This is a genomic window from Candidatus Symbiopectobacterium sp. NZEC127, from assembly GCF_025962675.1.
GTDB lineage: Bacteria > Pseudomonadota > Gammaproteobacteria > Enterobacterales > Enterobacteriaceae > Symbiopectobacterium.
On the sequence record NZ_JAGFPG010000001.1, the window covers coordinates 781,609 to 802,199 of the forward strand.

General features: G+C 55.7%; 18 protein-coding genes. 6 read left to right on the plus strand and 12 right to left on the minus strand.

The window, feature by feature from the left end; all coding sequences use genetic code 11:
• Positions 1-40 precede the first annotated feature (40 nt).
• On the minus strand, positions 41-1,582 hold the full coding sequence (locus J5069_RS03770) for a SpoVR family protein (protein WP_264642594.1): 1,542 nt from the start codon (positions 1,580-1,582) through the stop codon (positions 41-43).
• Between the two features lie 282 nt (positions 1,583-1,864).
• Here J5069_RS03770 and J5069_RS03775 point away from each other — a divergent pair, with 282 nt between their 5' ends.
• The gene (locus J5069_RS03775; protein ID WP_264642596.1) at positions 1,865-3,121 is read left to right on the plus strand and encodes a D-amino acid dehydrogenase; all 1,257 of its coding nucleotides are present in this window, start codon (positions 1,865-1,867) and stop codon (positions 3,119-3,121) included.
• A 41-nt stretch (positions 3,122-3,162) separates the two neighbouring features.
• Here J5069_RS03775 and J5069_RS03780 read toward each other — a convergent pair whose 3' ends face one another.
• The 6 genes from J5069_RS03780 to J5069_RS03805 form a co-directional block, all read right to left on the minus strand.
• Positions 3,163-4,356 carry a multidrug effflux MFS transporter gene (locus J5069_RS03780; protein ID WP_264643716.1) on the minus strand — a complete coding sequence of 398 codons (1,194 nt, stop codon included), beginning with the start codon at positions 4,354-4,356 and terminating at the stop codon, positions 3,163-3,165.
• A 206-nt stretch (positions 4,357-4,562) separates the two neighbouring features.
• On the minus strand, positions 4,563-6,305 hold the full coding sequence (locus J5069_RS03785; protein ID WP_264642597.1) for an ABC transporter permease subunit: 1,743 nt from the start codon (positions 6,303-6,305) through the stop codon (positions 4,563-4,565).
• Positions 6,302-7,816: an ABC transporter substrate-binding protein gene (locus tag J5069_RS03790; protein WP_264642598.1), complete on the minus strand. Its 1,515-nt coding sequence runs from the start codon at positions 7,814-7,816 to the stop codon at positions 6,302-6,304. The genes J5069_RS03785 and J5069_RS03790 overlap by 4 nt, the downstream gene beginning before the upstream one ends.
• A gap of 24 nt (positions 7,817-7,840) precedes the next feature.
• Positions 7,841-8,665, minus strand: a complete 825-nt coding sequence (locus J5069_RS03795) for an ABC transporter ATP-binding protein (protein WP_264642599.1) — start codon at positions 8,663-8,665, stop codon at positions 7,841-7,843.
• Positions 8,666-8,671: 6 nt separating this feature from the next.
• A complete protein-coding gene (locus tag J5069_RS03800; RefSeq protein WP_264642600.1) occupies positions 8,672-9,475 on the minus strand; it encodes an ABC transporter ATP-binding protein in 804 nt (267 codons plus the stop codon).
• A gap of 89 nt (positions 9,476-9,564) precedes the next feature.
• Complete coding sequence (locus tag J5069_RS03805) at positions 9,565-10,470, minus strand: LysR family transcriptional regulator (RefSeq protein WP_264642601.1); 906 nt, start codon at positions 10,468-10,470, stop codon at positions 9,565-9,567.
• A 95-nt stretch (positions 10,471-10,565) separates the two neighbouring features.
• Between J5069_RS03805 and J5069_RS03810 the strand changes: the two genes are divergently transcribed.
• Positions 10,566-11,108, plus strand: a complete 543-nt coding sequence (locus tag J5069_RS03810; protein WP_264642602.1) for a GNAT family N-acetyltransferase — start codon at positions 10,566-10,568, stop codon at positions 11,106-11,108.
• A 48-nt stretch (positions 11,109-11,156) separates the two neighbouring features.
• On the opposite strand, the gene J5069_RS03815 is transcribed toward J5069_RS03810, so the two are convergent.
• Both J5069_RS03815 and J5069_RS03820 read right to left on the minus strand, forming a co-directional pair.
• Positions 11,157-12,431: a YeaH/YhbH family protein gene (locus J5069_RS03815; RefSeq protein WP_264642603.1), complete on the minus strand. Its 1,275-nt coding sequence runs from the start codon at positions 12,429-12,431 to the stop codon at positions 11,157-11,159.
• A gap of 36 nt (positions 12,432-12,467) precedes the next feature.
• Positions 12,468-14,402, minus strand: a complete 1,935-nt coding sequence (locus J5069_RS03820) for a PrkA family serine protein kinase (RefSeq protein ID WP_264642604.1) — start codon at positions 14,400-14,402, stop codon at positions 12,468-12,470.
• Positions 14,403-14,919: 517 nt separating this feature from the next.
• Between J5069_RS03820 and J5069_RS03825 the strand changes: the two genes are divergently transcribed.
• Positions 14,920-15,669 carry a MipA/OmpV family protein gene (locus tag J5069_RS03825; protein WP_264642605.1) on the plus strand — a complete coding sequence of 250 codons (750 nt, stop codon included), beginning with the start codon at positions 14,920-14,922 and terminating at the stop codon, positions 15,667-15,669.
• A 121-nt stretch (positions 15,670-15,790) separates the two neighbouring features.
• On the plus strand, positions 15,791-16,645 hold the full coding sequence (locus tag J5069_RS03830) for an aldo/keto reductase (protein WP_264642606.1): 855 nt from the start codon (positions 15,791-15,793) through the stop codon (positions 16,643-16,645).
• A gap of 107 nt (positions 16,646-16,752) precedes the next feature.
• Here J5069_RS03830 and J5069_RS03835 read toward each other — a convergent pair whose 3' ends face one another.
• Together J5069_RS03835 and gapA are read right to left on the minus strand one after the other, a co-directional pair.
• Positions 16,753-17,622 carry a D-hexose-6-phosphate mutarotase gene (locus J5069_RS03835; RefSeq protein WP_264642607.1) on the minus strand — a complete coding sequence of 290 codons (870 nt, stop codon included), beginning with the start codon at positions 17,620-17,622 and terminating at the stop codon, positions 16,753-16,755.
• A gap of 106 nt (positions 17,623-17,728) precedes the next feature.
• Positions 17,729-18,724: a glyceraldehyde-3-phosphate dehydrogenase gene (gapA, locus tag J5069_RS03840; protein ID WP_264642608.1), complete on the minus strand. Its 996-nt coding sequence runs from the start codon at positions 18,722-18,724 to the stop codon at positions 17,729-17,731.
• A gap of 349 nt (positions 18,725-19,073) precedes the next feature.
• On the opposite strand from gapA, the gene msrB reads away from it, so the two are divergent.
• Both msrB and J5069_RS03850 read left to right on the plus strand, forming a co-directional pair.
• Positions 19,074-19,493: a peptide-methionine (R)-S-oxide reductase MsrB gene (msrB, locus tag J5069_RS03845; protein ID WP_264642609.1), complete on the plus strand. Its 420-nt coding sequence runs from the start codon at positions 19,074-19,076 to the stop codon at positions 19,491-19,493.
• A gap of 71 nt (positions 19,494-19,564) precedes the next feature.
• Positions 19,565-19,858, plus strand: a complete 294-nt coding sequence (locus tag J5069_RS03850; RefSeq protein WP_264642610.1) for a YeaC family protein — start codon at positions 19,565-19,567, stop codon at positions 19,856-19,858.
• A gap of 30 nt (positions 19,859-19,888) precedes the next feature.
• Here the strand turns inward: J5069_RS03850 and pncA are convergent, their stop codons facing one another.
• Positions 19,889-20,542, minus strand: coding sequence for a bifunctional nicotinamidase/pyrazinamidase (gene pncA / locus J5069_RS03855; RefSeq protein ID WP_264643717.1), 654 nt, complete (start codon positions 20,540-20,542; stop codon positions 19,889-19,891).
• Positions 20,543-20,591: the final 49 nt, after the last annotated feature.

Below are 20,591 nucleotides of genomic sequence, written 5' to 3' on the forward strand. Positions count from 1 at the left end.
CGTGTTGCGCCCGGTGTGAGCGCAACACGCGAGGTTAGCTTCAGTTGACCCCAGGATTGCGTGGTGGACAGCGTTCAACCAGCTCTACACTGCCATCCGCATTCTGTTGCTCCAGATAGACATCAAATCCCCACAGGCGGTGTACGTGTTTCATCACGTCGTGGCTGCTTTTGTCCAGCGGTGCACGATGGTGAGGGACATAGCGCAGCGTCAGCGAGCGATTACCGCGCAGATCCACATTCCAGACCTGAATATTCGGCTCCTGATTGCTGAGGTTGTACTGCGCAGACAGCTCCTGACGGATCATCCGGTAGCCTTCCTCATCGTGGATAGCGGCAATTTCCAGATAATTGTTGTGGTCGTCATCCAGCACGGTAAAAAGCCGGAAATCGCGCATCACCTTGGGTGACAAAAACTGGCTGATAAAGCTTTCATCCTTGAAGTTCTGCATGGCGAAATGCAGGGTTTCCAGCCAGTCCTTGCCAGCAATATCAGGGAACCAGTGGTGGTCCTCTTCCGTCGGCGTTTGGCAAATACGCTTGATATCCTGGAACATGGCGAACCCGAGTGCGTAGGGGTTAATGCCATTGTAGTAAGGGCTGTTGTACGGCGGCTGATAGACCACATTGGTGTGGCTGTGCAGGAACTCCATCATAAACCGCTCGGTCACTTTCCCTTCATCGTAGAGATGATTGAGAATGGTGTAGTGCCAAAATGTTGCCCAGCCCTCATTCATGACCTGAGTCTGTTTTTGTGGGTAAAAATATTGGCTGACCTTGCGCACAATGCGTAGCACTTCGCGCTGCCAGGGTTCCAGTAACGGCGCGTTCTTCTCCATAAAATAGAGAATATTTTCCTGCGGCTCGCGCGGGAAACGCCGCGTTGCTTCGAACGACACCTCGGGATCGCGGCGTGGCAGGGTGCGCCACAGCTCATTGACCTGACTTTGCAGATACGCCTCACGGCTTTTCTGACGCAGTTTTTCCTCTTCCAGCGAAATTTTTTGCGGGCGCTTGTAGCGATCGACACCGTAATTCATCAGCGCATGGCAGGAATCGAGCAGTTGTTCAACCTCTTCCACACCGTAACGCTCTTCGCATTGGGCAATGTATTGGCGGGCAAAAATCAGGTAGTCAACGATCGAGCTGGCATCGGTCCAACTGCGAAACAAATAGTTACCTTTAAAAAAGGAGTTGTGGCCATAACAGGCGTGCGCAATGACCAACGCTTGCATGGTGATGGTGTTTTCTTCCATCAGATAAGCGATGCAGGGATCGGAGTTGATAACGATCTCATAGGCCAGTCCTTGCTGGCCGTGCTTGTAGCGCTGCTCGGTTTCGATAAACCGCTTACCGAAAGACCAATGGGAATAATTGATGGGCATGCCGATACTCGAATAGGCATCCATCATTTGCTCTGAGGTGATCACCTCGATTTGATGTGGGTAGGTCTCGAGGCGATAGTGCTTCGCCACCCGATCGATTTCCTCAAGGTAAGTTTGTAGCAAATCGAACGTCCAGTCTGGTCCGTCATTCAAACGTGTCTCAGCTTGCGGTACTCGAGTCTTTGTTTTTGTCACCATCAGCGCGCCCCCTACAGTGCCATCCACACGCTTTCGTGCAGACTCTATTAATCGTAGCTCACTCTGATAAAAGTGCCGTGAAAACCGGTGTTTGGCAGATAATATTGCGGCGAAAACAGCAGCATAAAACGGCACTGCACCCGCGTAATAATAGATAAATAGTATGTTAGCCAAGCGTGACAACGGTAAATCCCATGTTACATTAGCTTTTTATTTTGGCTAGTGGCGATTCAGGCAGCATATTGCGCCGCAAACGGCGAGTTATCACGGAGATAAGTCAACATGCGGGTTGTGATTATAGGCAGTGGCGTTATTGGCGTCAGCACGGCGTGGTATCTGTGTCAGGCAGGGCATGATGTCACGGTCATTGACCGACAGCCTGCCGCGGCGCTGGAAACCAGCGCAGGCAACGCCGGACAAATTTCCCCCGGTTATTCAGCGCCTTGGGCCGCACCCGGCATCCCCCTGAAAGCCATCAAATGGTTGTTTCAACGCCATGCACCGTTAGCTATCCGGCCCGATTGTTCCAGCGATCAGTTACGTTGGATGTGGCAGATGCTGATGAACTGCGATTCGGCACACTATCAGGTCAATAAGGCGCGTATGGTGCGGTTGGCAGAATACAGCCGCGACTGTTTGCAGGCACTGCGCGCACGCACGTCGATTCAGTACGAAGGACGCCAGGGCGGGACGCTGCAACTGTTTCGCAGCGAGCAGCAGTATGACAATGCCAGCCGGGACATTGCAGTACTGCGCGAGGCTGGCGTGCCGTACCAGTTGCTGACGTCGCAGGAACTGGCGACGGTAGAGCCTGCGCTCGCTGCGGTGGCGCATAAGCTGAGCGGCGGGCTGCGCTTGCCCCATGATGAGACCGGCGACTGCCAACTGTTTACTCAGCGTCTGGCTGAAATGGCGCAGGCGGCAGGTGTGACTTTTCGTTTTGGCGAATCCGTAGAGCAGTTGCAGGTGGCTGGCGATCGCGTCACTGAGGTGCGTTGCCATGGGCAAACCGTAACCGCAGATGCTTATGTGGTGGCCTGTGGTTCTTACTCGACGGCGCTGGTTCGTCAGTGGATGCACCTGCCAGTCTATCCCCTGAAGGGCTACTCGTTAACGCTGCCGCTTGCCAACGAAGCCGCTGCACCGGTTTCAACGGTGCTCGATGAGACGTACAAGGTGGCCGTGACGCGCTTTGATCGCCGTATTCGCGTCGGGGGCATGGCGGAAATCGTTGGCTTTGACACGACGCTGAACCTTAAACGCCGTGAAACGTTGGAAATGGTGGTTCGCGATCTTTATCCTGACGCCGGACCGGTAGAGCAGGCGACGTTCTGGACCGGGCTGCGCCCGATGACGCCGGACGGCACGCCGCTGGTAGGGCGCTCACCGCTCGCCAATCTTTATCTCAATACCGGACACGGAACCTTAGGCTGGACGATGGCGTGCGGTTCAGGACAGCTGTTGGCGGATATCATTTCTGGCAACACGCCCGACATAGCCCATGACGATTTGTCGATCTTTCGTTACGCCAGCGCGTAAATCCATCGGTTTATCGAGCACGATCGCAGCGCGCGCTGCGATCAACTGAGCGCTGTAATCGTGCCGCGCGTCTTTGCGCTTAAACGCTGGGCGCGCAGCGCCAACAGCGTGGCGCACAGCATGGAAAGTGCCAGTGTGCTCTGCGGCGTAAGGGGCAGCGCCATTACCCCCAGTCCGACGCACGCGCCACCGGCCATTTGCACGAATCCCACCAGCGCCGATGCCGTGCCCGCTTCATTCGCATAAGGTTCCAACGCATAGCTGGTGGCGGGGCCAATGGCAAACGCCAGGCCAGCAAACGCTACCACGACCGGTGCCATAAAGATCCACCAACGCGCCTGTAGCGCCTCGGGCAACCACAGAATAATGGCGCACAGTAACAAAAAGCCGCTGCCAATCAATATCACGCTGAGCCTCAGGCAAGCGGGTCGGCCAATTTTCACGATCGCGCGCGTTGCCAGCAGGCTCATCGCCATCACCCAAAAGCCGTTTGCGCCGAACACCAGCGAAAATTGTAACGGTGACAACCCGCCGTGTACCATCAATACCACGGATGCCATCGACAGATAGGTCAGGGCCATCCCCATGATGCCAGCATTACAGCCAGCAAAGCCGATAAAGCGCGGTGTGAAAAGGATTCTGGCATATTGCTTTATGGGCAAACCCGGTAGGCGCAGGGTGTCTGCCGGGCGGGTTTCTGGCAGATAGCGCAGGGTCAGCAATAGGACTACGCTGGCATACAGCGTCAAAAACCAGAAGCAGGCGCGCCAACCGAATGCGGCGGATAGCAAGCCGCCAAAAAACGGGGCCAGCGCGGGCACGATATTCAGCGTACCGTTAAGAAAGCCGAAAGTGCGTGCGGCATCATCACCGTTCAACCTGTCACGCACGCCGCTAAACACCACCACGGCGGTGCAACACACGGCAACGCTTTGCAGTACGCGGGAGGCGATAAACACCGAGCCATTGGTCGCCAGCGCCGCCGTGATGGCACCCACGATGTAAATCACGATCCCGATCAGTGCCATCGGGCGGCGTCCTACGCGGTCAACCAGCGGGCCAGCCACCAGTTGTCCCCATCCCATTATCATGATAAACAATGAAATGGTTGATTGAATGGTCGCGTTATCGCTGCCTAGACCCTGCGAAATAGCCGGGATCACTGGAAGGTAAAGATCGATGGCTAATGGGCCGAGCAGCACCAGCATAAATAACAACAGCACAAATTTTTGTATGGTCATGGCAAGGTGAATTCCGTTCCCTGGCAAGTGAATGAATAACGTGGTGCTTGCCTTTGGTCATCGTCAGGAAAGGCGGGTTGCATAACCACACTGTAGCGAATGGTACGACACAAAGGGCGTGCTTTACCACGCCAGAAGCGTTTTTTGCTGTTTTGCTGCACGCCACTGACGGGCGCTTCGATATGATATAAGTGACATTGTCACTTCATGCTTTTCACTCCATTAGCCATTTGTCCCAACGAGACCGCCAACATTGCCAGCAGCATCAGCGTGGCAACAGGGGCCAGCACCGCCCACGGCGCGCGCTCAATATAAGGCATGCCTTCAGCAACAATCCGGCCCCATTCAGGGTACGGCGGCTGTTGTCCCAACCCGAGAAAACCTAATGCGGTCAATGCCAGTGTGATACCGGGAAAACGCACTAAGGCGTGTCGGGTCACGGGGCCAATCAGTGCTGGCAGCACATAGCCCGTAAAGCGATGCCAACGCCCGATCCCCAGCAGTGGGGTGATGCGCACATAAGGGCGCGCCAGGATCTCTTCAACCAGCGCGGCAGTATGCGCCGCCAGCGGTGCCCAACTGACCAGCATCACCGCCAGTGCTGCGCCATAGGTAGACGGCCCGGTCAGCGTGACGACGATAAGGCCCGCCATCATCGGCGGCAGCGCATTGGCTATCTCCATCGGACCAATAAACAGCCGTGGGAATAGTCCAAACACAATACCGAGAAGCAAACAGGCAGCGCTGACGCCGGTAGCGGTGATCAGCGTGGCAAACGCGCCATGCGCCACGCGTGCCAGCAGATCGCGTCCGGTGGCATCTGCGCCTAACGGTAGCGCGAGGCTGGGGGGTTGCAAGCGAAGAAAATCGGATGCCAGCGGATCGCGAGTTAGTCCGACGGCGATCAGCAGTGCCAATATCAGCGCAATCGCTATCGGGAAGGCATAATGCGGTCGCCTCATTGGACTGATGGTGGGGGCGGGCAACGATCCGCTGCGCAGCGCACGTCCCAGTATCAGTTGGCGTAGCAGGTTGCCAAGGGTACCGCTTACCGTGGCAATCAACAGCAACAGCAGGACACCGCATTGCAGGGCGGGCAGATCCTGTGCGGCTGAGGCCCCGAGCGTGGCGCGGCCCAAGCCGGGAATGGCAAAAATCTTTTCTACGGCCACTGCGCCACCCGTCAGCCCTACGGTGATAAAGCCAATCTGTGGCAGTAGCGCAGGCAGCGCGCGCCGCAGAACCGCGATGGCGCAATCAAACTGGCTGATGCCCGCCACGCGCCAGGTGATAAGCCACGGTTCGGCAAAGGTGCTGCGCAGCGCATCCGCCAGCAAGCGCGCCAGTAATCCTCCGGCGGGCAGCCCTAACGACAGCGCAGGCAGCACCAAATGCTGTACACCGTGCCAGCCATAAGGCGGAAACAGCGGTAGCCAGACCGCCCCCACCATCAGCAACAGCGATGCCAGCAAATATTCTGGCAGGGTGGTGAACGCCATCGCCCATGCCCCGTGGCTGCTATCCGCCTTGCCGCGCAGTCCGTTACGCAGCGTGGAAACACACAGCAGCGTGGCAACCAGTATTGCCAAGGTTAACGCTGCGCCCATCAGCGTCAGCGATACGCCTGCTGCGTCTACCATGGCGGGCAATACCGGCTTGCCCGAGATCCAGGAGTGCCCGGCATCGCCCTGCAATATACCGCGCCACCACTGCCACAGCAGCGCTAGCGGGCCTTGATCGAGGCCCAGTTGACTGCGAATGGCCTGCAATGCTTCTGGCGTTGCTTCTTGTTCGGCGGATTTGGCGCGCAGCACGCTGAGTGCCGGGTCGCTGCCGGAAAGCCATGGCAATAGGCCAATGAGCGCGATGACCGCAAAGGCGCTCAGGGCACGGGATACCAGCGGGGCGATAACCGCCCCGATGCGCAAGGGAGAAACCATCATGGTTGATGCATCTGTCCGTTGATGTGCGTTTGTGGCGTAACCAGTATCCGTTCACGCGGATCGCGTGCTGCCTGACGTACACCGGTTGCCTCGCCCTGAATAACCCGTTCGTGCAGCAAGGGGATCGCTGCATCCGTGGCGAGAATACGCTGTTCCGCTACCATGATGGCTTTACGCCGCGCGTCTCCGGCGGGAATAGAGGCAGCGGCGAGCAGCGCTTCATCAACAGCGGGATCGCACAGCTGTGACAGGTTAAACGACCCTTTGCAACTGAAATCGCTGTACAGGTAAGCCACCGGATCGCCGGAATCCAGCACCGTGGCGCGCGACAGGATAAAGGCATCGAACTTTCCGGCTAAGGCATCGGCTTCGATCTGGGCATATTCACGCACTTCCTGCTGAACGGTAAAACCGGCCGCGGTTAACTGTTGTGCCAGATAAACGGCGACTTCTGGCAGCTCTGCGCGATCGCTGAAGGTGGCCAGTTTGATAACCTCTCCCTGCGGGTGGCGAGCCGGTGTCGGGTGGTCTACTGCGTGGCGCAACGGTCCAGCCCAACGCAGCGCCGGGCCGAGCAAGCCGCTGGCGATATCCGCACGATTCTCATACACGTTCTTGACCAGCACCTCGCGCTGAACGGCGTCGCGCACGGCGGCGCGCAGTCCGGCATCACGCAGCGGGCCGACGCGGGTGTTGAGATAAAGGGTATTGGTGCGCGGCATCGGCACCTCATGGATCAGCGCCGGATCGATCAAGGGAGCCTGCGCAACCGGCACGGCTTCCACAATATCCGCGCTGCCGCTACGCAGTGCGGCGGCACGGGCAGTGCCGTCTGGAACGAAATCAACGTCAATCCCTGCCGCCTGCGCAGGTGTGCCCCAGTAGCCATCAAAGCGCTCAAGGGTGGCGTGGCTGGTGCCCTGAACAGCGGTTAACACAAAGGGGCCACTGCCGTGGCGAATCGGATCAACGCGGCCTTGCTGATAGGCATTGGGTGAAAGGATCGCCAGTTGTGGGCTGGAGAGCCGTTGCGGCAGCAGGGGATCGGGGGTTGCGGTCGTTACGCGCACCGCGTTGTCGCCGTCAGCGCGAATGTGTAGCGTAACGCCATCCAGAATACGCGGCTTGGGTGCGGCCTGCGTTGCCGCCGTCAGCGCATTGACCACGGCGGCGGGCGTCAAGGGTTCACCGTCGTGGAAGCGCACATCGGGACGCAGCGTGAAACGCCAACTGGTGTCATCCACTGGCTGCCAGGCCATTGCCAGCGCCGGTTGTGCGTCACCATTCTCATCCAGCACGATCAGCGTTTCGCTGGTGCTCCAGCGCGAAAGTTTGAAGGCATCGTCGCTGAGCGGGGTCAGGCCCGCACGAGGCGGTTGCAGCATCGCGATGCGAATACGATCGCTGGCGGCTTGCGGCGCGGTTTTCTCTTCGCTGCCAAAGCAGCCAGTCAGCCCGGCACTGCCAACGGCCAGCAGTAACGGAAAAATTCGGCGATAGACTAACGACATAACAGCGTCCTTTCAGGGAAAAAATTAGCAATAACAATCAGGGAGTGTCGGGATGGCGGCCAGCAGCGCCCGCGTATGCGGATGGGCTGGCGTGGAGAGCAGTGCGCTACGCGGCCTGTCCTCAACAATCTGGCCCTCATGCATAACCAATACGCGTTGGCACAGCGCCGCCACGGCGGAGATATCATGGGAGACCAACAGCATTCCCATGTCATACTGCTGGGCGAGTTGAGTAAATAACGCCGTTATCTGCTCGCGTAACGGCAAATCCAAACCGCTCACCGGTTCATCGGCAATCAGGAAGGCCGGGCGCAAGGCCAGAGCGCGAGCAATGGCGACCCGCTGCGCTTGCCCACCGGAGAGTGTTGCCACCCGCCGATGCAACAGTGATGCTGGCAACGCGACATCGTCGAGGGCGCGTTGCAATACCGACATCGACGCTGCGCCGTGGCCTAAAAAATGCAGTGGCTCGGCAATCGACTGCGCCACGGTTTTATTGGGCGCCAGCGTGGAAGCCGGATCTTGGGGAACATACTGTACCAACTGGCGATACCAGCGCAGTGCTGCGGTGGAAGCCGGAACAACGGCACGGCCCTGACAGCTCACGCTTCCTGAATCCGGCGTTTCTAACCCCAGCAGAATCTTCAGCAGCGTTGATTTTCCAGCACCCGAAGCCCCCACTAATCCGACATGCTCACCCTTGTTAAGTGACAATGTCACATTATTGACAACGTACTGATAGCGCGTGGCGTGCCAGAAGCGCATGCCCGGCAGCGGATATTGCTGGGTTACCTGACGCAATGCCAGGAAAGGCGGCGTCGTGGCCGCGTGCAAGGTAGAAGCGCACATCTTATTTCACCCCGCCAACGCCAGCGCGTGCTGAGGTAGACGATGACGTTGCTGACGTGCAGCAGTCACCAGCGCCGCGGTGTAAGGATGTTGCGGGTGACGCACTATCTCATCGATAGTGCCTTGCTCAACGATCTTGCCATCGGACAAAATCAATGCCCGCTGGCAGAGCGATGCGGCCACGGCGATATCATGGGTGATAAACAGCAAGGCGTGTCCCGGCGCACGGTTGGTATAGGTTTCCAGCGCCTGTAGTACCTGCGCCTGGGTGATGACGTCCAGTGCGGTGGTGGGTTCATCCGCAATCAACAATGCGCTCTGACTGGCGAGCGCCAGAGCGATACAGACGCGCTGACGTTGTCCGCCAGAAAGTTCACCGGGATAGCGATGGGCGATGTGCTCCGGCTGAGAAAATCCGGTGGTTGCCAGTAACGCGATCGCCGCTTCCCACGCGGCGCGTGCGGATAGGGCGCGGTTAGCGCGTAGCGCCAGTACCAGCTGTTTACCGACGCCAATCAGCGGATGTAACGCCGCCGAGCTATCTTGGAAAATGGCGGCGGTGCGCGATCGCCGTGCTTGATCCGCAGAAGAGAGCGGCAGCCCGTCGTGTCGGTAAAAACGGATGGCACCGCTTACCCGTTCTCCCGCTTGCGATAAACCTAACAGGGCGCGCGCCGTAAGCGATTTTCCTGAACCCGAAGCGCCAAGCAGTGCAACACGCTCGCCGGGATGCAGCGAAAAGCTGAGGTTGTCGAGTTTGGTGATGCCATCAAGGGTGAGAGTGAGGTTGTCAACGGTCAGCAACGCCATGCAGGAGGATCCCTGTGGTACAGTAAAGTTACGTTATAATGTATCATATGATATAATATAACGTAACATTTAGTGTGAGAGAATACAGCTTAAAAAGGCGTAACCTCGCTGTCGGCCAGGGTATGGATGTGCTCCAGCACTTTTGCCATGCTGCGATTAATCACTTTATCCTGCCGCATCACGATGCCCAGCGTGCGATGTAATCTCGGTTCCAGCGGATATACACTCAGGCCCGCCTTATCGGCAGGCGTCATGACCGACATGCTGGGCACAATGCTGTAACCTAACCCCGCGCTGACCATCCTTTTAATGGCTTCAATGCTCCCCAGCGCCATGATCGGATTTGTTGTCTTACCCTCTGCGTGAAGCCAGTCATCAATCAGTTGACGGGTATGGCTCCCGGTTTCGAAGGCAATCAGGGGCTGCTCTGCAAACACTTTCGGCGTGAGTGTCCGGATGTCACCCGTGCTGTCTGCCTGAACGATCGCAACAAATTCATCTTTGATGACCGGCGTAACACTCAGGCTTCGGCCACTCACGGGCAGCGTGACCAACCCCAGATCGATACTGTTTTCTTCCACGGCTCTGACAATGTGTTGCGTATTGCCGGTCCTGACGCCGATAGACAAACGCGGATACGCTTTTTGGAGCTGACATAGCAGCGTCGGGAGTAAATGAATGCAGGCTGTCGCGCCGGTACCCAACATTACGGTTCCGCTGATGTCCTGTTGGTGTTGTGCCACTGCATGCAGGGCGGCGTTAACGGCATTTTCAATGTGGTCACAGTGATCGAGCAGCGCCAGCCCTGCGGCCGTCGGGCGAACACCCCGTCCGGTGCGCTCAATCAAACGCACGTGCAGCGCCTGTTCTAATTGCCGGATTTGCAGGCTGACCGCGGGCTGTGAAATACCCAATGCTGTTGCTGCTGAGGTAAAACTTCCTCGTTGTATCACGAGTTTATAGGTGACCAGTTGGTCGAGGTTAAACTGCGCCATCCTTCATTTCCCTTATGCAGGTTATAAGCGTAGGTGGGTATCAGCCTTGGCTGATTTCACGTAGCCTGTGATCGGTTTTTTTTGGGAGTAAAACCGTGGACATTATTGCAGCAGAAGAACAATACATTAGCGCTATCCAGAAAATTTATGCCTATCACGTCATCCATGGCACCGCATCGTTTGAAACAGAGCCTCCGGATATAAACGAGATGCACGCCAGATTGAAGAAAAACCACGACGCCGGCCTGCCCTGGTTTGTCGCCATCAAAAACGGTAGCGTGACAGGGTATTGCTATCTGTCACGCTACCGTGAGCGTCTGGCCTACCAGTATACGCTTGAAGATTCGATCTATGTTGATCCGCAATGCCAACAACAGGGCGTGGGAAAAGCACTGCTCGCCCATGCCATTGAGTGGGCGGAGCAACACGGCTTTCGTCAACTGATTGCGGTAGTGGGCAACAGTGAAAACGAGGGATCGCTGCATTTACACCGTCAGGCCGGTTTCTCGCTGGTAGGAACGCTGGCAAGCGTAGGGTTAAAACACGGGCGCTGGCTGGACACGGTGATGCTGCAACGGGCTCTGGGCGCAGGGGATTCAACCTTGCCTGAAACCACGCAGCGGTTTGACGCGAATTGACACGGGTTTAGTGTCCGCCAGCGCGAAGGCTGGCGGAAGGTGAGACGATTAACCGTGAACGGTTTGTTTGCGGAACAATTCGCGAAATACCGGATAAATATCATCCTGATCGCGAATATGCTGCATGGCAAAATTGGGGTAGGTATCACGCAGCGCTTCATACTCGCGCCACAAGGTTTGGTGTGAGCGACGCGTAATTTCGATGTAGCTGTAGTAACGCACAAAAGGCAACAGTTGGTTAGCCAGAATATCGTGACACAGCGGTGAGTCATCGGCCCAGTTATCGCCATCGGAGGCTTGTGCCGCATAAATGTTCCACTGTGACGGGTTATAGCGCGCTTTAACCACTTCCTCCATCAACTTCAATGCGCTGGACACAATGGTGCCGCCGGTCTCCTGAGAGTAGAAAAACTCCTGTTCATCCACTTCTTTGGCTTGGGTATGATGGCGAATATAAACCACATCCACGTTCTTATAATTCCGACTCAAAAACAGATAGAGCAGAATATAAAAGCGTTTCGCCATGTCCTTGGTGGACTGATCCATCGAGCCGGAAACGTCCATCAGGCAAAACATCACGGCCTGACTGGATGGTTCGGGCCGGCGTTCATAGTTCTTGAAACGCAGGTCGAAGGTATCGATAAAGGGCACGCGCGCAATCTTCTCGCGCAGCGTCGCAATCTCATGGCGCAACCGATCCTCTTCGAGCAATTGTGCAGGCTCGGTGTGTCCAAGCTCTGTCAGATCTTCCTCAAGTTGGTGCAGTTCACGCCGTTTACCTGCCGTCATTGCCATACGTCGCGCCAGTGAATTTTGCAGCGAACGCACCACGCTGATGTTAGCGGGCACACCGTTGGCGGTATAACCCGCACGGTGCGTTTTGTACTCGTTCATCTGATGCTGCTGGGTCTTTTTCAGATTAGGCAGAGCCAGATCTTCGAACAGCAGATCGAGGTATTCATCTTTGGAGATTTGAAACACGAACTCGTCCTGGCCATCGCCATCTTTACTGGCGTTGCCCTGACCGCCACCGCTGCCGCCACCTCCTTGTGGCCGCTCGATGCGATCGTTGGTAACAAAGTGGTCGTTGCCAGGGTGGACGCGATGCCGCTTCCCGCCGCGTCCTTGGTGGAACATCGGTTCGCTGATGTCGCCCTGAGGGATCGATACAGACTCCCCGCTGTCTATGTCGGTTACCGAACGCTTGTTGATGGCCTCGGAAATCGACTGTTTTATTTGCGACTTGTAGCGGCGTAAAAAGCGCTGGCGGTTCACCAGGCTTTTGTTTTTGCCGTTCAGCCGTCGATCAATGAAATAGGCCATGATTCCCCCGCATGACGTCGTCAAGCTACCAGTACGTTATGATGATTTCCTGACACGCAGATACCATTCGCACAGCAAGCGCACCTGCTTGCGGGTGTAGCCTTTCTCCATCATGCGATCGACAAAGTCGTCATGTTTTTTCTGCTCATCGGTCGAGGTTTTGGTGTTGAACGAAATCACCGGCAACAGCTCTTCCGTGTTGGAGAACATTTTCTTCTCAATGACGGTGCGCAGTTTCTCATAACTGGTCCAGTTCGGGTTGTGACCACTGTGGCTGGCACGGGCACGCAGCACAAAATTGACGATTTCGTTACGGAAATCTTTGGGATTGCTGATGCCCGCCGGTTTCTCGATTTTCTCCAGTTCGGCATTCAGCGATTCCCTGTCGAACAGTTGCCCGGTGTCCGGATCGCGGTACTCCTGATCCTGAATCCAGAAATCCGCATAGGTGACATAGCGATCGAAAATGTTCTGCCCGTACTCGGAGTAAGACTCCAGGTAGGCGGTCTGAATCTCTTTGCCGATAAATTCGGCGTATTTGGGGATCAGATAGCCTTTCAGGTGCTCGACGTATTTTTCCGCCAGTTCTTGCGGGAACTGCTCACGTTCGACCTGCTGCTCCAGCACGTAGAACAGGTGCACCGGGTTAGCCGCGACTTCGCTGTGATCGAAGTTGAACACGCGCGAGAGGATCTTGAAGGCGAAACGAGTGGACAAACCGCTCATGCCTTCATCGATGCCCGCGTAATCACGGTACTCCTGATAGGATTTGGCCTTGGGATCGGTATCCTTCAGGCTTTCCCCATCGTAGACGCGCATTTTGGAGTGGATGCTGGAGTTTTCTGGCTCCTTAAGGCGCGACAGGATAGAGAAGCGTGCCAATGTTTCCAGCGTGCCGGGCGCGCAAGGGGCGTGCGACAGTTCGCTGTGATCGAGCAGTTTTTCGTAGATCTTCACCTCTTCGGAGACGCGCAGGCAGTAGGGCACCTTGACGATGTAAACGCGGTCCAAAAAGGCTTCGTTGTTTTTGTTATTACGGAATTGCACCCATTCCGATTCGTTGGAGTGGGCCAGAATGATGCCGTTAAACGGCAGGGCGGCAATGCCCTCGGTGCCGTTATAGTTGCCTTCCTGTGTGGCGGTCAGCAGAGGATGAAGCACCTTGATAGGCGCTTTGAACATCTCGACAAACTCCATGATGCCCTGGTTGGCACGGCACAGCGCACCGGAATAGCCATAGGCATCAGGATCGTTTTGGGCAAAATGCTCCAGCTTACGGATGTCCACTTTCCCGACCAGTGCAGAGATATCCTGATTGTTTTCGTCACCCGGTTCGGTTTTGGCGATCGCGACCTGTGCCAGAATGGAAGGCCACACCTTAATCACTTTGAACTTGGTGATGTCACCGCCGAAATCGCGCAGGCGTTTGGCCGCCCAGGGGGACATGATGGTGCCGAGATAACGGCGTGGCACCGCATACTCTTTTTCGAGAATATCGGCATCTTCCTGCGGGTTGAACAGGCACAGCGGATGGTCGTTGACCGGACTACGCTCGCCGTTGGCACTCAGCACATAAATCGGCACGCGTTGCATCAAGGCTTTCAGGCGCTCAGCCAGCGACGATTTCCCGCCGCCCACCGGACCGAGCAGATACAGGATCTGTTTCTTCTCTTCCAGCCCTTGCGCGGCGTGTTTCAGGTAAGCGACGATCTGCTCTATGGCATCTTCCATGCCGTAGAACTCTTCAAAGGCCGGATAGCGCGCAATCACCCGATTAGAGAATAAACGGGAAAGGCGAGATTCATGGGCAGTGTCCACCATCACGGGTTCGCCGATCGCCATTAACAATCGTTCGGCGGCACTCGCATAGGCACTGCGATCCTGCTGACAGATGTTAAGAAATTCCTGCAACGTGAATTCTTCGTCCTTGGCAGCGTCATAACGCTGACGGTAATGATCAAATATGTTCATAGCGATGCCCGTCCTTCGTCGATTAGCACAGATTTAGAGAGCCTGTTAAATAATGTGCGGCGTTATTTATGCGGCCATAGATGTGTAGCCCTCTGGCAGATGATTTCTCTGAATACAGCAACCCTTATGCCATATTCGCAGCAGTGCGGATGTTATTACACTGACAAGGCGCGTTTTCCTTAACCCACACCCGGCGAGGTGGAAAGGCAGGGGCAACGCGCTTATGCTGACCTGCGAACTCAGGAACATTCATCTCCCTGTCATTAAGCGTAGTTGGCATCTGCAAAATTTCCTCATTGGTAAAAACATCTTTTTAAGATATTTCAATAACTCACTCAGCGAAGTATGCCGCTACAATGGCGGTAGCCACTGGGCATTCGTGCCTCTGGCTCATTTGGAGCGACGATAGGTGCGGCATGTGGTTTAATGCCATGCGATTTGCACATTTAACGATTATGATTGATATGAGCGAAATACGATTTTGATAATTCATATCAGTAATGGGAATAATAACGTTATGAAAAAATCATCTGTGATTTATACCTCTTTGCTGTTGGCAGGGTCGCTGGCGGCAACAACGGCGGTTGCGGCGGACTTCTCACTGGGGGCCGGGGTATTAGGTTCCATCAGCCCTTATCGCGGGGGCGATAACGCGCTGTATCCGGTGCCAATGGTGACCTATGAAAGTGACAACTTTTATTTTCGCGGGCTGGGCGGGGGTTATTACCTGTGGAACGATGGTCAAAACCGCCTGTCGGTGACGGCACTCTATTCTCCGTTAGGTTTTAAACCGAGTGATAACGACGACGCGCAAATGAAGCAGCTGGATAAGCGCCGTGGCACGCTGATGGCAGGTCTGGCCTATTCTCACTCCGCGTCCTGGGGGATCCTGCGCACCTCTCTCGTGGCGGATACCTTGGGCTATAGCGACGGTTATCTGTGGGACAACACCTACCTGTATCGCTTCGAACTGGGTGACTGGTCATTGACGCCGGGCGTCGGTGTCACCTGGAGCAGCGAAAGACTCAACCGCTATTACTTTGGTGTCAGCGGCAAAGAGGCATCGCGCTCAGGGTTAGGGGCTTACAGCCCGGACGGTGACTGGTCGCCGTACGCCGAGTTGAGCACCAACTACCGTATTAACGATAGCTGGAGCGCATGGGCCACCGGACGCTATGTGCGTCTGGCGGACGAAGTGAAAGAGAGCCCGATGGTCGATCGCAGCTATACCATGGTGTTTGGCGCGGGTGTGAGCTATCGCTTCTAACGCCTGATGCGCTAAGACAGGGCGGGTGCCGCACAATAATGGGGTGATTTCACCCCATTTGCACGTTTTGGGGGCGCTGCGGCTCAGCGATGATGTTCAACGGGATGCAAGGAGGATAGCGATGACAACCCGACAGATTCGATTTCCTGACGGTTCAAGTCTGCCCGCTATCGGGCAGGGCACGTGGTTTATGGGAGAAGCGGCCAGTGAGAAAGCGCGTGAAATAAAGGCCTTGCAGGCCGGGCTCGATCTCGGGCTCCGGCTTATCGATACCGCAGAAATGTACGCCGATGGGAGAGCAGAGAGCGTGGTGGGTGCCGCACTGCGCGGACGGCGCGACGAGGCGTTTCTGGTCTCCAAAGTCTATCCCCACAATGCGGGTGGCACGCGCGCGATTGAAGCCTGTGAGCGCAGCTTGAAACGCCTGCAAACCGATGTGCTGGATTTATACCTGCTGCACTGGCGCGGCGGTATCCCATTGGAAGAGACCATCAACGCGATGGAAGCGCTGCAACAGGCGGGCAAGATTCGTCAGTGGGGCGTATCCAACCTGGATGTGGAGGATATGAACGAACTCTGGTCCTTGTCGGGCGGTGAGCACTGCATGACCAATCAGGTGCTTTATCACGTTGCCTCGCGCGGCATTGAGTTTGATCTGCTGCCCTGGTGTCAGGCGCGTGCGATGCCAGTGATGGCCTACTGTCCGTTAGCGCAAGCGGGTACGCTGCGCCGCAATCTGTTTTCTCACCCGGTGGTTACGCGCATGGCAGACAAATACCAGATAACGCCCGCACAAATCATGCTGGCATGGGTATTGCGACAACCCGGCGTGGTGGCCATTCCGAAAGCGAGTTCGGTGGCCCACGTTGAAGAAAACGCGCGCGCGCTCACGCTGGTATTGGATAGTGGTGATATCGCTGCGCTGGATGCCGCTTTTCCCGCACCGACAAGTAAACAACCGTTGGATGTTGTGTAGCGGGATAGGGCGATGAGAGATGACTGGGCTCACACTACGCGGTTAGCGCCGCCCGCAGGCCTGCGAGCGGCGGTTTTGGGTTTATCGCTATAAACCCGTGCCGTTGATCAACGTTTTACGCTAATCACCGTGGTCAAACGCGCAGGTGCGGCTGGCGTGGCAACAAACGGCTGGGTCACGCGTGCGGTTTCCACGCAGACAAAGGTCTTGTAACCGTCATCCGGCATGTCGGCGATGGTTTTAGACAGTTCCGCCGCCGGGTTCCAGGCAACCGCATCGCTGTGGTGCGTGTGGTGCACGTCGATAGTGCGTTTCAGCGTCGGGTCCACGATGCTGCTCACTGCTTGCGGATGGGTATAGATGCGATCGGTGCGCTCAGTGAACGTCAGATCGCCACCTTGCGTCGTCAACTTGCCTTGATTGACCTTATCGATAAAGGTATCGCCCAAACCGCTGACGCGGATATGGTCGATGTCACCAATCTGGAAGTAGGTGTGCAGGGCGCTGGTGATGCTGTAATCGCCTTGCGCTTCTAACTCGATAGTGCAGGTTTTGCCGAGCTTGTAGCGCGCGGTCAGCGTGAAAGCGTGCGGCCAGCTTGCCAACGTCTCTGGCGTATCGCGCAGGGTGAAGGTCAACTCAACGCCGTCAGCATCTTCACGGTGCGCGGTGAATTCCCATGGCAGCAGACGGGCAAAACCGTGGTTAGGTTCTGCAAACGGACCAAACCACGGGAAGCAGATCGGCACACCGCCACGAATGGCGACACCTTCAGCGAACGGCGAGTTGTCACTCAACCACAGGACTGGCGTTTCACCTTGCGGCTGCCAGTGCAGCAGATGCGCACCTTGCAGCGTGACGGCAGCGCGTACCTGCGGATGGTCAACGACAATAACCGGCAGTTGGTCGATCTGGCGTTGACTGAGCGTGGACGAAATTTCAGATTTGATGGGAAGTGAAAAAATTTTATCGTTCATGATGTTACCTTGTTTTATTTGTATTTCGTGTTGCATCATGGCGGAACGCAGCTAATAAAAAGGGCGACATTACGTCGCCCCTTGCATCGCTTATCGCACCGTCGCCTTATTTGGAGATGTGGGCGATCAGGTCCAGTACTTTGTTGGAGTAGCCGGTTTCGTTGTCATACCAGGAAACCAGTTTCACAAAGTTGTCGTTCAGCGCGATACCGGCTTTGGCATCGAACACAGACGTCAGAATTTCGCCGTTGAAATCGGTGGAAACCACGTCATCTTCAACATAACCCAGAACGCCTTTCAGCTCGCCTTCAGCAGCGGCTTTGATGGCTTTCTTGATTTCTTCGTAACTGGCTGCTTTTTCCAGACGAACAGTCAGGTCAACCACAGAAACGTTCGGGGTCGGAACGCGGAACGCCATACCGGTCAGTTTGCCGTTCAGTTCTGGCAGAACTTTACCTACAGCCTTGGCTGCGCCCGTAGAGGACGGGATGATGTTCTGGGATGCGCCGCGGCCGCCGCGCCAGTCTTTGTGAGACGGGCCATCAACGGTTTTCTGAGTAGCGGTGGTGGCGTGAACAGTGGTCATCAGACCTTCGATGATGCCGAAGTTGTCGTTGATCACTTTTGCCAGCGGTGCCAGGCAGTTAGTGGTGCAAGATGCGTTGGAAACGATATCTTGTCCGGCATATTTGTCAAAGTTGGCACCACGAACGAACATCGGGGTGTTGTCTTTGGACGGGCCAGTCAGAACCACTTTTTTCGCGCCAGCGGTGATGTGCTTACGTGCAGTTTCGTCAGTCAGGAAGATACCGGTCGCTTCTGCAACCACTTCAACGCCAACTTCGTCCCACTTCAGGTTAGCCGGATCTCTTTCTGCGGTAACGCGGATTTTTTTGCCGTTAACAATCAGCTGACCGTCTTTCACTTCAACGGTGCCGTCAAAACGGCCGTGAGTTGAGTCGTATTTCAGCATGTAAGCCATGTAGTCAGCGTCCAACAGGTCGTTGATTGCAACGATCTCGATGTCAGAACGATTCTGAGCAGCACGGAAAACAATACGGCCGATGCGGCCAAAACCGTTGATACCTACTTTGATAGTCATATATTCCACCAGCTATGGTTTGTGAATAATGGTTAGTGAATAAAGGTTGGTTGTAAAATTACAAAAACCTTGCTGAGCGTCAAGCGGAATCGTGTCAATAGTTGCGGCAAGTCAAATCTGATGCGCAACGGTTGCACGAAAAAGCGCCGTAATGAAACTTAGGAACATCTTTCCCTTAAATGGGAGCGTTTGCACCAATATAAAGCCCGCAGGCCCGATAAATGTGATGAGTATCACAATTGCTGGGGCGTTGCGTGGTTACTCCCCATTTTAGTCGGAAAAAACGTTATGAGGATGTTAATTCTTGTTAAACTTAGCCATGCCAAACAGAAATGATGACGAGACAATCATGGATAAGCCAGCTTCAACGTCTGCACCAGCAGACAAGGGAACCTTGACGGAGATGCAACAGTACGTGACACAGCAACGTGGCACGGAACCCGCCTATTCAGGCAAACTGTTGCATAATAAACGCACCGGGGTGTATCACTGCCTGTGTTGCCAAAGCGCGCTGTTTTATTCCGACAACAAATATGACTCTGGATGCGGTTGGCCCAGCTTTGACCGGCCTGTGGCGAAGGGGGCAATTCGCTATCTGGAAGATTTTTCTCATAACATGCAGCGTATTGAAATTCGCTGCGGTAAATGCGATGCGCACTTGGGGCACGTGTTCCCCGACGGCCCGCAAACTACCGGTGAGCGTTACTGCGTCAACTCGGCCTCGTTAAGTTTTATCGATGGCACCGACGGTGGGAAAGTGGATGGCTGACGTTTCACGGTGATACTTGTAGCTAAAACGTTTCAGCTTGCTGGGTTTTGTTCAAAAATAGCAATGACAGGATGGCAATCACGATGCTCGACAAACAGCTTGATGAGGTTGTGACGGCGCTGACGCCGGATATCTACCAACGCCTGGCAACCGCCGTGGAACTGGGCAAATGGCCTGATGGCGTGCCGCTGACAGCGGAGCAAAAAGAAAATTGCCTGCAAATGGTGATGCTGTGGCAGTCGCGCCATAATGTTGATGCGGAGCACATGACCATCAATACCGACGGTGAGTTGGTGATGAAAAGCAAGCAAGAGCTGAAGCAGGCGTTTGCGTTCGACAACTTGATTCAGCGAGAACGGCAGTAGCCGAGCCCCTGAATGCACAGGGGCGCAGTATTATGCGGAGTCATTTGCTGATGTTGCGATAAAGTCGGCCAGGCAAATGCGGCGCGCTCCGCGAGCCACCATGTCTACCAGGGCAGCCTCGCTGTCGTCCGGTTGGAGATTCACACCGCGGCAGCCCTCTTCAACGATCTGCACCTCATACCCGAGTGCCAGCGCATCGAGCACGGTAAATTTTACGCAGTAATCCGTTGCCAGCCCCATGATGGTCAACCGTGTGATGCCGCGTTGGCGCAACAGGTTATCCAGTGCGGTGGTGGCGCGTTTGCCGTTGTCGAAAAAAGCGCTGTAGCTGTCAATGTCAGGCTGAGTGCCTTTTTGTATCACCGCATCAAACGCCTGATGATGAAGGCGCGGGTGGAACTCCGCACCTCGCGTACCCTGTACGCAGTGCACTGGCCACCAGATCTGCGCTAATCCTGCCAGTTCACCACACTCACCCACGACAGCGTCCGGATGATTGCTGGCGAAGCTCAGATGATGGGCCGGGTGCCAATCCTGGCTGGCAATGATGGGCATCCCGGCCTTCTGTGCCGCCGCTATCGCCACGTTGGCAACCTCAATGGTGACATCACCCTGTGCGACAGGCAGTGCGCCGTTCGGGCAAAAATCATTCTGCAAATCGACCAACAGCAGGGCATGATTGATGACTGCATGGTGTAGGACGGTAGGGTTCATGGCAGCTCCAGCATCCGGG